The 11,588-nt window shown below is 66.5% G+C and carries 10 protein-coding genes; 6 read left to right on the top strand and 4 right to left on the bottom strand.

Annotation, left to right across the window (positions count from 1 at the left end; genetic code table 11):
* Window positions 1-14 precede the first annotated feature (14 nt).
* Complete coding sequence (betC, locus tag KTJ87_RS08420; protein WP_267138651.1) at window positions 15-1,523, bottom strand: choline-sulfatase; 1,509 nt, start codon at window positions 1,521-1,523, stop codon at window positions 15-17.
* The gene (gene betI / locus KTJ87_RS08415; RefSeq protein ID WP_267138650.1) at window positions 1,520-2,092 is read right to left on the bottom strand and encodes a choline-binding transcriptional repressor BetI; all 573 of its coding nucleotides are present in this window, start codon (window positions 2,090-2,092) and stop codon (window positions 1,520-1,522) included. The genes betC and betI overlap by 4 nt, the downstream gene beginning before the upstream one ends.
* A 113-nt stretch (window positions 2,093-2,205) precedes the next feature.
* Here betI and choX point away from each other — a divergent pair, with 113 nt between their 5' ends.
* From choX to KTJ87_RS08395, 4 genes are all read left to right on the top strand, one after another.
* Window positions 2,206-3,129: a choline ABC transporter substrate-binding protein gene (gene choX / locus KTJ87_RS08410; RefSeq protein WP_267138649.1), complete on the top strand. Its 924-nt coding sequence runs from the start codon at window positions 2,206-2,208 to the stop codon at window positions 3,127-3,129.
* A 79-nt stretch (window positions 3,130-3,208) separates the two neighbouring features.
* On the top strand, window positions 3,209-4,045 hold the full coding sequence (gene choW, locus KTJ87_RS08405) for a choline ABC transporter permease subunit (protein ID WP_267138648.1): 837 nt from the start codon (window positions 3,209-3,211) through the stop codon (window positions 4,043-4,045).
* Window positions 4,042-5,067 carry a choline ABC transporter ATP-binding protein gene (gene choV / locus KTJ87_RS08400; RefSeq protein ID WP_267138647.1) on the top strand — a complete coding sequence of 342 codons (1,026 nt, stop codon included), beginning with the start codon at window positions 4,042-4,044 and terminating at the stop codon, window positions 5,065-5,067. Before choW ends, choV begins: the two co-directional genes overlap by 4 nt.
* A 176-nt stretch (window positions 5,068-5,243) precedes the next feature.
* Window positions 5,244-6,962, top strand: a complete 1,719-nt coding sequence (locus KTJ87_RS08395; protein WP_267138759.1) for a sugar phosphorylase — start codon at window positions 5,244-5,246, stop codon at window positions 6,960-6,962.
* A 232-nt stretch (window positions 6,963-7,194) separates the two neighbouring features.
* Here the strand turns inward: KTJ87_RS08395 and KTJ87_RS08390 are convergent, their stop codons facing one another.
* Window positions 7,195-8,415, bottom strand: a complete 1,221-nt coding sequence (locus KTJ87_RS08390; protein WP_267138646.1) for a glycosyltransferase family protein — start codon at window positions 8,413-8,415, stop codon at window positions 7,195-7,197.
* Window position 8,416: 1 nt separating this feature from the next.
* Window positions 8,417-9,205, bottom strand: coding sequence for an HAD-IIB family hydrolase (locus KTJ87_RS08385; RefSeq protein WP_267138645.1), 789 nt, complete (start codon window positions 9,203-9,205; stop codon window positions 8,417-8,419).
* 371 nt (window positions 9,206-9,576) lie between these two features.
* Between KTJ87_RS08385 and KTJ87_RS08380 the strand changes: the two genes are divergently transcribed.
* Together KTJ87_RS08380 and mnmH are read left to right on the top strand one after the other, a co-directional pair.
* On the top strand, window positions 9,577-10,509 hold the full coding sequence (locus KTJ87_RS08380) for an NAD(P)/FAD-dependent oxidoreductase (RefSeq protein WP_267138644.1): 933 nt from the start codon (window positions 9,577-9,579) through the stop codon (window positions 10,507-10,509).
* Window positions 10,510-10,518: 9 nt separating this feature from the next.
* A complete protein-coding gene (gene mnmH, locus KTJ87_RS08375) occupies window positions 10,519-11,586 on the top strand; it encodes a tRNA 2-selenouridine(34) synthase MnmH (RefSeq protein ID WP_267138643.1) in 1,068 nt (355 codons plus the stop codon).
* The last annotated feature ends 2 nt before the right edge of the window (window positions 11,587-11,588 follow it).

Here is an 11,588-nt window from a genome sequence, read left to right as displayed (position 1 = left end):
GGGTGTGTCTCCGGTCACTCGCCGCGCGGAAAGCGCTGGCTGTCCTCGACGGTGTTGAGGTCCATGTGGTTTCGCATGAACCGCTCGCTGGCATTGCGCAGGGGCTGGTAGTCCCACGGATAGTAGGCGCCGTTGCGCAGCGCCTCGTAGACCACCCAGCGCCGCGCCTGGCTCTTGCGGACGTCGGCGTCGAAGGCGGATAGATCCCAGCGGCGATCCGCCTCGGCGCGCAACTCGGCCAGCGCGTCCGCATGGGCCGGATCGCCCGCAAGATCTTCCAACTCATGCGGATCAGCGTCCAGATCGAACAGTTGCTCGGGATCGAGCGCGCAGCGGGTGTACTTGTAGCGCCCCGACCGCAGCGCGACGAGCGGCGCCTGCGACGCCTCGGCGGCGTATTCCATCGCCACCGGCGCGGTGCGCGTTCCGCCCCGGCCTAGCGGCACGAGCGACTCGCCCGCCGTCCACGGCATCACCTCGTCCATCGACACGCCCGCCAGATCGCACAGCGTCGGGCACACGTCGATGTTGGACACCGGCGTGCGGACATGCCCGGGGGTGAGGCTGGGTGCAGCGATCATCATCGGCACCCGGGCCGAGCCCTCGTAGAAGGTCATCTTGAACCACAGGCCGCGCTCGCCCAGCATGTCGCCGTGATCCGACACGAACAGGATGATCGCCTCTTGCCGGGTGCGTTCCAGCGTATCGAGGATATCGCCGATCTTGTCGTCGAGATAGCTGATGTTGGCGAAATAGGCGCGGCGCGAGCGGCGGATGTCGTCTTCGGAGATGTCGAAGCTGCGCCAGTCGTTGGCGTCGAAGATGCGTTTCGAATGGGGGTCCTGATCGTCGTAGGGGATCGCGCCGATCTCTGGCAGAAGATGGTCGCACTCCTCGTAGAGATCCCAGTACTTGCGCCGCGCGACGTAGGGATCATGCGGATGGGTGAAGCTGGCCGTCAGGCACCAGGGCCTGTCGTCCTTGCCGCGCGCCAGGTCATAGATCTTCTGGCAGGCGTTGAAGGCGACCTCGTCGTCGTATTCCATCTGGTTGCTGATCTCGGCGACACCCGCGCCGGTGACCGATCCCATGTTGTGATACCACCAGTCGATCCGCTCGCCCGGCTTGCGGTAATCGGGCGTCCAGCCGAAATCGGCGGGGTAGATGTCGGTCGTCAGGCGTTCCTCGAAGCCGTGCATCTGGTCTGGGCCGACGAAGTGCATCTTGCCCGACAGGCAGGTCTGATACCCTGCGCGCCGCAGATGGTGCGCATAGGTGGGCAGGTCGGACGGAAACTCGGCGGCGTTGTCGTAGACGCCGGTGACGGAAGGCAACTGGCCCGACATGAAGCTGGCGCGCCCCGGCGCACACAGCGGCGACGCGGTATAGCAATTCTCGAACCGCACCGACCGCTCGGCCAGCTTCTTGAGGTTAGGGGCATGCAGCCAGTCGGCAGGTCCGTCCGGGAACAGCGTGCCGTTCAACTGGTCGACCATCAGGACAAGGATATTCGGACGTGTCATTTGCATTCACCGATTTCGCGTTCTAGGGCTGCCAGCACATGCGCCGCCGCGCTCTTGCCGGTCATGACCTCGGGATTGATGGCATTGCGCAGATAGAGTCCGTCGATCAGCCCACCGATTCGCTGGGCGATATCGGCGGCATCCGCACCAACGAGGGGCCGCAAATCGTGCACGAGATTCGATTGAAGACGGCTGTGATAGATCGCCAGAAGCCGTTTCGCAGCGTCCGCACGGCGCGCGAGAACGTAGAAATTCAGCCAGGCGGCAATCACGTCGCGGCGGAAATTCGTGGGCGAGAAACTGGCCCGGATCAGCCCGTTCAGACGGTCGCGGGGGCTGGCGCCCGCGGCCAGCGCACCGCGCACTTCGGCCCCGTAGATCGTCAGGATATGGCGCATTGCCGCAAGGAAAAGCTGATCCTTGTCGCCGAAGTAGTGGAACGCCAGCGCGGCGGAGACCCCGGCGCGCTTGGCGATCTGCCCGACCGTCACATTGAGCGATCCGGTCATCCCGATCTCGGTGATCGTGGCTTCGACAAGCTGGGAACGGCGCTGCGGCTCGACGCTCATTTGGCGGCACTCCCCCGAAAAGCACAAAAAGCGGTTGCAATATCGGGATAGTCATGGATTGTTTGATTAGTCAATCAACAAAACCAACACCACCACCCAACAGGGAGCTGCTCATGAAACTCACTTCTCTCGCCTCCACCGTCTCGGCGCTGACGCTGCTCGCCGCCGGATCGGCCGCCGCGCAATGTGACACTGTCGTGATGTCCGATGTCGGCTGGACCGACATCACCACCACCACCAGCACCGCAAAGCATGTCCTCGAAGGGCTGGGCTATGACGTCGACGTCAAGGTCCTGTCGGTGCCCGTCACCTTCGCCTCGCTGGAAAGCGACGATGTCGACGTGTTCCTCGGCAACTGGATGCCCGCGCAGACCGGCGCAATCACGCCCTACCTCGAAGGCGGCGAGATCGAGCAGATCAACGTGAACCTCGAAGGCACCAAATACACGCTCGCAGTGCCGACCTACGTCTACGAGGCGGGCCTGCAGTCCTACGCCGACATCGCCAACTTCCGCGACGCGCTGGACGGCAAGATCTACGGCATCGAGCCGGGCAACGAGGGCAACGCCTATCTCATTAGCCTGACCGAAGAGAACACCCACGGTCTTGAAGGCTTCGATGTCGTCGAAAGCTCCGAGCAAGGGATGCTGGCGCAGGTCGAGCGCGCCTACAGCGACGAGGAGCCTGTCGTGTTCCTCGGCTGGGAGCCGCACCCGATGAACGCCAACTTCTCGCTCAAGTACCTGACCGGCGGCGAGGATTTCTTTGGCGGCGAGGGTGTCGTGCACACCGTCACCCGCGAAGGGTTCTCGGGGGAATGCCCGAACCTCGGCACGCTGTTCTCGAACATGGATTTCACGCTCGAGATGGAAAACCTCATCATGGGGCAGATCCTTGACGAAGGCATGGACCCGGACGAGGCGACCGAAGCCTGGCTCAAGGCGAATGCCGGTGTTCTGGATACCTGGCTCGAGGGCGTGACCACCGTTGACGGCGGCGACGCGATGGCTGCTGTCAAAGGCCATCTCGGGCTTTGATTGACGAACCCGTCCCGCGCGGCAAGGCTGCGCGGGACGGGACCCATATCGGGCGACGGGACATCGGGGGATACACGGTTTGGAGTGGCTGACGGAGTACAAGATCCCGGTGGGCAAGACGGCCAAGGCCATCTTCGACTGGGTCCGTGACAACGGCGAATTCATCCTCGACGGCATCTCTACGGTGATGTCCTCGATGATCGACGGCATCCTGTGGGTGCTTCAGACGCCGAGCCCGCTGGTCGTGATCGCCATCTTCATCGGCATCACATGGTTTCTTCAGCGCAACTGGAAGACCTGCCTCTTCGTGCTGCTGGGCTTCCTGTTCATCCTCAACCAGGGCTACTGGGAGGAGACGACGGAAAGTCTGACGCTGGTGCTGTCGGCCTGCGTCGTGTGCATGGCGATCGGGGTGCCCATCGGCATCGCCGCCGCGCACCGGCCGCGGATGTACACCTACCTGCGCCCCGTGCTCGACCTGATGCAGACGCTGCCCACCTTCGTCTACCTGATCCCGGCCATCGTGTTCTTTGGTATCGGCATGGTTCCGGGGCTGCTGGCCACGGTGATCTTCGTGCTGCCTGCGCCGATCCGGCTCACCTATCTTGGCGTCGCCTCGACGCCGCAGCCTTTGCTGGAAGCCGCGCGTGCCTTTGGCGCCACGCCGCGCCAGACGCTTCTCAAGGTCGAACTGCCCTACGCGTTTCCGCAGATCATGGCGGGCCTGAACCAGACGATCATGCTGTCGCTGTCGATGGTCGTCGTCGCCGCGCTTGTCGGTGCGGACGGGCTGGGTGTGCCGGTGGTCCGGGCGCTGAACTCGGTCAACACCGCGCTTGGCTTTGAATCGGGCTTCGTCATCGTGGTGGTCGCGATCATGCTTGACCGCATCCTGAATGTGGGAGCCCGGAAATGAGCGTCGCCGTCAGGATAGAGAATGTCTCGATCGTCTTTGGCGAGCGTCCGCAAGTGGCGCTGCCGCTGATGGACAAGGGGCAGGAACGCGGGGAAATCCAGTCCGCCACGGGCCAGATCCTTGGCGTGCACGATTGCAGCATCGACGTGGAAGAGGGCGAAATCCTCGTGCTGATGGGCCTGTCCGGCTCTGGCAAGTCGACGCTTCTGCGTGCGGTGAACGCGCTGAACCCGGTGGTGCGCGGCTCGGTCAGCGTCCATGACGGCGACGGCATGGTGAACGTCACCCGCGCCGATCCCGCGACGCTGAGGCGGCTTCGGATGCACAACATCGCCATGGTGTTCCAGCAGTTCGGCCTGCTGCCCTGGCGCACGGTGCGCGAGAATGTGGGGCTTGGCCTCGAACTGGCCGGGACGCCCAAGACCGAGGCGAATGAGCGGATCGACAAGCAGCTTGACCTTGTCGGGCTGTCCGACTGGGCCGAACGCCGCGTCGGCGAATTGTCGGGCGGCATGCAGCAGCGCGTCGGCCTTGCCCGCGCCTTCGTCACCGAGGCGCCGATCCTTCTGATGGACGAGCCGTTCTCGGCGCTCGACCCGCTGATCCGCACCAAGCTGCAGGACGAGTTGTTGGAATTGCAGCAGCAGTTGCGGCGCACGCTGATCTTCGTCAGCCACGATCTGGACGAGGCGTTCAAGCTGGGCAACAAGATCGCCATCATGGAAGGCGGGCGCATCGTGCAGGCGGGCACCCCGCAAGAGATTTTCCGCGACCCGCGCAACGAATACGTCGCCGAGTTCGTGCAGCACATGAACCCGCTGGGCGTGCTGCGCGCGCGCGACCTGATGAAGCCGGTGGCGGGCAAGACCGACGGCACGGTGCCTGCCGACATGCTGATCCGCGACGGGATGGACCGGCTGATCGGATCGACGCTGCCATTGGGCGTCGAGGAAAACGGCGCGCTCATCGGCCAACTGGGCAAGGACGATCTTCTGGCGGGCTTGTCCACGAACGGCGCCTGACCGCGCCGGTTCACCCATTGCCTGAAGTTTCGGCACCGGGCCGGATCGCAACGGCCTCTGCCGCCGGGTCCTGCCCGTTATGCTGGACGATCCGTGCGGCCTGATCCTAGGGTCGAGGCATGGACAAGTCCGTGAAAGACAAATCAGGGGCGCCTGGCGGCTCGGGGCCGGACGGCATGGCGCACCGCCTTGTCGCGCTTCTGGGGCGGATCTATCCCGATCTCGACGCCTCGATCCTCGCCAGCCAGGTGATCGACGCCTTCTGGCCCGAAGGCACCCACCGCCGCAAGCGGCCGCGCACTGCGGGCAACAGGCTGTGGTCCGAGCGTGACGCGGTGCTGATCACCTACGGCGACAGCATCGTCGATGGCAGCCACAAGCCGCTGGACCTGCTGCATCATTTCCTGAACACGCGGGTCAAGGGCGTTATCAACGGCGTGCATATCCTGCCGTTCTTTCCCTTCACCTCGGACGACGGCTTTGCCGTCACCGATTACCGGCGGGTCGATTCCGCTTTGGGCGACTGGGCCGACATCCGCCGCATCGGCGAGCGGTTTCACCTGATGTCTGACCTCGTGCTGAACCACGTCTCCAGCCAGGGGCCGTGGTTCAACGCCTACCTGCAGGGGCAGGCGCCGTTCGACCGCTTCTTCGTCGAAGCCTCGCCCGAGGACGACCTGTCGGCGGTGGTGCGCCCGCGCACCTCGCCGCTGCTGCGCGAGGTCGAGACGGCGACCGGCACGCGCCATGTCTGGTGCACCTTCAGCCACGACCAGGTCGATCTCGACTTCCGCAACCCCGAGGTGCTGCTGGAGATCCTGCGCATCATCCGCCTGCATGTCGACATGGGCGTGCGGATCATCCGGCTGGATGCGGTGGCCTTCCTGTGGAAGGTGATCGGCACGCCCTCGATCCACCTGCCGCAAACCCATGCGGTGGTGCAACTCTTGCGGCTGCTGGCGGATTACGCGACCGAGACGGTCATCCTGCTGACCGAGACGAACGTGCCCAAGGCCGAGAACCTGAGCTATTTCGGCAATCGCAACGAGGCGCATGTCGTCTACAACTTCCCGCTGCCGCCGCTGATCCTGCATGCGGTGATGGCGGGCACGGCGCGGTATCTGCTGGATTGGCAACGCGCGATGCCGCCCGCGCCGATGGGCTGCGCCTATCTCAACTTCACCGCCTCGCATGACGGCATCGGGATGCGCCCCGCTGAGGGCCTGCTGCCGCAGGACGAGATCGCCCGCATGATCGACACGGTGCGCGAAAGCGGGGGCCTGGTGTCGATGCGCGCGCTGCCCGGCGGGGGCGAGGCGCCCTATGAGGTCAACACCAGCTATTTCGCCGCCACCGCGCGCACCTATCAGGGCGAGGATGCGCATCATCTGGAGCGGTTCCTGTGCACCCAGACCATCGTGATGGCGATGGAGGGCATCCCGGCCTTCTACATCCATGCGCTTCTGGCCACGCCGAACGATCAGGAAGCGGTCGCGCGGCGCGGGATGAACCGGGCGATCAACCGGCACAAATGGGACTATCCGGCGCTTGCTGAGCGGCTGGACGATCCGGCCAGCGACCAGTCGCGGGTGCTGGGAGAATTGTCCCGCCGCATCCGCCTGCGCGCCCGCCAGCCTGCGTTCCATCCCAACGCGACGAACTTCACGCTGGGTCTGGACCGCCGGATCTTTGGGCTTTGGCGGCAATCGCTGGACCGCGACCAGTCGATCTTTGCGCTCCACAACGTGAGCGCCGAAACGGTGAAGGTCGCGGTGAGCGACATCAACCTGATCGCGGACGAGGACTGGGTCGATGTGCTGACCGGCGAGCGGATCGGCGGCGACATGATCGAGATGGCGCCCTACCAGTGCCGCTGGATCACCAACCTGCATTGAGCGGGGCGCGGGAAGTCACCCGTCTTGCGCAGCCTTTGGCGTCGGCGCCATGATTTTGCGCCGCCTTTGGCGTCCGAGCTTTAGTATTGCGCCGCCTTCGGCGTCGCGGGGGGTAGGGGGGCTCTGCCCCCCTCTTGGCCTTCGGCCAATTCACCCCCCGGAGGTATTTGTAGGACCAAAGATGCAGGGGGGCGGTCGCGGATGATCGGGAGCGGGCGATGTCTCAGATGTCTCAGTCGAACTCCGCGATGTCGGCCGCGACGGCGGCGCGGAAATCGGACATCAGCGCCGGATCGGCGGCGTGTACCCGGTTCCAGGTCGGGATGAACGGCGTCTCGCGCGGATTGTCGAGGAAGATCTGGCCTGCGGTCACGATGTTCTCGGCGAACATCTCGATCGAGGCTTCTTCGGAATGGCGGTCGAGGGTGAGGCCGTTCATCCGTGCGTCGTGGTAGTAGAATTCCAGCAGGTCGAGGGCCGAGCGGTAATAGGTCGCCTTGAGGGTGCGGAACACGTTGGGGGTGAACACCGCGCCATCGGCGGCCAGCTTGCGAAAGATCGCCTTGCAGATGTCCGTCGACATCCGGTTGAGACCCGCCTGCGCGTCATCGGGCGACAGCGCCTGGTGCTTGTGGTCGTAGGCGTCGGACAGTTCCACCTGGCAGACGGCGCGGGGGGCCAGGTTGCGCCAGGCCTCGGACAGAACGCCGATCTCGAGGCCCCAGTCGGAGGGAATGCGCAGGTCGGGCAGGACGCTGGTGCGCAGCGCGAATTCGCCCGACAGCGGGTAGCGGAACGAGCGCAGGTAGTCGATGTAATCGCGGTCGCCGATCACCTTCTTGAGCGCGATCAGCAGCGGGCTGACCAGAAGCCGGGTGACACGGCCGTTCAGCTTGCCGTCGCCGATGCGCGGGTAGAAGCCCTTGGACAGCTGGTAGGGGAAATTCGGGTTCGCGACGGGATAGACGAGGCGCGCGAGCATCCCGGCCTCGTAAGTGACGATGTCGCAGTCGTGGATCGCCATCACCGCCGCATCGGCGCAGGCCATCAGGTAACCCATGCAGGACCAGACGTTCTTGCCCTTTCCGGGCTCGTCGGGCGCAAGGCCGATCGAGTCGAGGCGGCGCTGCAGGTCCAGCATCCGGGGGCTGTCGTTCCAGATCACCACATGGTCCTGCGGCAGCGCCGAGAAGAACCGCCGCGCGTGGCGGTACTGCGCCTCGTCGGCGCGGTCGAGGCCGATGACGATACGGTGCAGGTAGCGCACCGATTTCAGCTCGTTCACGATGGTGCCGATCGCCGGGCCGTCCAGCTCCGAGTAGAGGCAGGGCAGGATCAGCGCGATCTTGCGGGTCTGGGCAAACGTCTCCAGCTCGTACGTCAGCTCGTCGAGGGGGCGCTGCCGGAGGTTGTGAAACTGGGCGATGCTGCCGTTCTGGTGAAAATCCGCCATGTCAGGTGCCGCTCCGCGTTTCGTTCAGGTCAGCTATGACCGACAGGACCGCGTCATTCCAGCCTTCGGGGCCGGTTTTCGTGGTCCGGATGATCCGGCCGGTCGTCTCGCCGGGCAGGGATGGCACGCCGGGGCCGTGCGGGTTGCGCACGATCACGCCGCGGTCCGCGGCCTCGATCATCTCGGCGTCGTTGGGCGCGTCGCCAAGCGCTAGGGTCAGCGCGGGGGCGTATCGTTCGGTGATCCCGGCCATGCGGTCCGCCTTGGTGCCGCCGCGCGACAGCGTCAGGAAACGGCCGCCTTCGCGGGCGGTCACACCGCGCTGTGCAAGCTCTCTCAGGAAATCGGCGCGCGCGGCGTCGGTGCCGGTCCAGAGGCCCGGCTCGCTATGGGCGCGGTTGCGGGCGAGGGCGGCAGCGGACGCGGGCAGGCCGGTCACGCGCGCGACCTCGTCGTCAGTCATGTCGCCGAAGCCGCGGAACCCGGCGCGCAAGGCTGGCGGCAGATCGTCGAGGACCGCGCGCAGGGCGGCGTAGGCTGTCGTCTGTTCGGGCTGACCGGGGACCATCACGGCGGCGCCATTCTCGACGATGGCGGGGGTGTCGCCAAGACCCAGCGTGCGGTGCAGCGCGGCGATCTCGGGCGCGGTCTTGGACGAGGCCAGCACCAGCGGCGCGCCGATCCGCGAGAGCGCGGCAAGCGCGGGGAGCGCCGCGTCATGGCTGTAGCTGTCGTGGTCCAGCAGCGTGCCGTCGAGGTCGCTGAAGACAAGCAGGGGAACGCGCGCCATGGCATCTCCGGGGTGTTGCGCGGGGCTGTGGGGGCCGCCCGCCAAGGTGAGCCTACGCCCGCTTGCACCTTAACGCGGAAAAGTCTGTGCAGGTTTCCTGAAAAAGGGCAGGGCGGGCACTATCGCCAGCCCGACGACCCGGGCTGCGGCAGGTGCAAGCAGGCGGCGTTGAACAATCGCCCCGTCACGCGCCCCGTCTGGCTGCCGGGGTCCGGGAAACTCGCGTCGAGAGGGCCGGCTTGCGCAGGGACTTCAAAGTGTGGATGCACCTGGTATGTCTCTGGGCGCGCTCCATGTTCCGGTGCAGACGATGCGTCAGTTCGGCGCTAGGCCGAACGCAATACTTCATCAATCCAAACGGGGGTGCAGGAATGATCGCAATCATCGGATCGGGCCTTGCGGGCCTGACGGCGGCGCGGCACCTGGCCTTTGCCGGGCACCTTGCCTGTGTCTTCGACAAGGGGCGCGGACCGGGCGGGCGGCTGGCGACGCGGCGCGGGGGCGACGTGATGTTCGATCATGGCGCCGCCCGCCTGACCGCCAAACGCCCGGCCTTCGCCGCCGCGCTGAAGCTTGCGGTTGGCGCGGGCACGGCGGCGCGCTGGCCCGTGCAATCGGACAGCTTTGTCGGCGTGCCTGAGATGAAGGCGCCCTTCGTGGATCTTCCGCCAGTGGTTCGCCTGCATCAATCGGTGCGGATCATGTCCGTCACAGAAGACGGCGGCTGGCACCTGACAGATGAGGGCGGCGCCCGGCATGGCCCGTTCCGCGCGGTGATCTGCACGGTCCCGCCTGCACAGGCCGCCGACCTGGTGCCCGCGCAGGCGGCGCGCTTGCACGCCGTGCGGATGGCACCGCAATGGGCGGCCATGCTGGCATGGGACGGGGGTGCGCCGGTGCAGGGCGATCTTCTGCACCCCGGCGGCGTCATCGAGACGGTGCAGGTGATGGCGTCGAAGCCGGGCCGCCCGGCCGCGCCTTGTGCGGTTGTCCTGCATGCCACGCCCGACTGGACCTGCGCGCATCTGGACCTGACGAGGCCCGAGGCGGCGCAGCGCCTGCTGGCCGAGGCGCAAGGCGCTTTGGGGCTGGACCTGCCGCCCCCGGACAGCGCGCACGGGCACCGCTGGCTCTATGCGCGCTGCGAGGTGCCGCTGGGCGCGCCGTTCCTCGCTGTCGCTCCGACGTTCCTGCTGGGCGGGGACTGGGCCTTGGGGCGCGACGCAGAACACGCCTACGAATCCGGCCTTGCGATGGCGAACGCGGTGATCGAGGCCCTTCCAGAGCCTGCGCCGCTGGGCTAGACCCCGGCAATGCAGCGCCAGATCCAGACCCTCGCCGAATTTCGCAAGCCGGACGCCGACACGGTGATCGACGTGCGCTCGCCTTCGGAATACGCCGAGGATCATGTTCCGGGCGCGATCAGCCTGCCGGTGTTCTCGGACGCCGAGCGGGCAGAGGTGGGCACGATCTATGTGCAGGACAGCCCGTTCGTCGCGCGCAAGATCGGCGCGGCGATCCTGGCGCGCAACACCGCGCACCATCTGGAAACGGCGCTTGCGGACAAGGACGGCGGCTGGCGGCCTCTGGTCTATTGCTGGCGCGGGGGGCAGCGGTCGGGCGGGTTCGCCACGATCCTTGCCGCCGTCGGCTGGCGCAGCGCGACCGTGGCGGGCGGCTACAAGGCCTATCGCCGCCTTGTCGTCGACGCGCTGCACCGGCGCGACCTGCCGCACCGGCTGATCCTTCTGGATGGCAACACCGGCACCGCCAAGACCGACCTGTTGCACCGGCTGGCCGCGCGCGGCGCGCAGGTCGTCGATCTGGAAGGCGCGGGCAATCATCGCGGGTCGGTACTGGGGCACCGCGCAGGCGGGCAGCCGTCGCAGAAATGGTTCGAGGGCACGCTGGCCCATGCCTTTGACGTGCTGGACCCTGCGCGCCCCGTGGTGGTCGAGGCGGAAAGCGCCAAGGTCGGCAACCTCCTGGTCCCGCCCGCCATCTGGGGCGCGATGAAGGATGCGCCCCGGCTTTGGGTGGCGGCACCTCTGGACGCGCGGGCGCGCTACCTGACGCGCGCCTATGCCGATGTCATCGAGGACCGAGCGGCGCTGACGGACACGCTGGCGCAGTTGATCCCGCACCAGGGACGCGAGGTGGTCGAGGGCTGGCAGGCGATGGTCGCGGACGGGCGGTTCGAGCCGCTGGCAGCCGACCTGATGGCCCGACACTATGATCCGCGCTATGCGGCGTGGCGGTCGGGCAAGTCGCTGAAGCTGCTGGGCGAGGCAGAGGCCAGGACGCTGGACGAGGACGATCTCGACCGGGTTGCGGGGGACCTGCTGCGCTGCCTTGCGCCGCATGATCCCGCGCTGGCGTGACA

This window comes from Anianabacter salinae, assembly GCF_019061145.1.
Taxonomy (GTDB): Bacteria; Pseudomonadota; Alphaproteobacteria; order Rhodobacterales; family Rhodobacteraceae; genus Anianibacter; species Anianibacter salinarum.
This window is presented reverse-complemented; position numbering and strand designations above follow the sequence as displayed.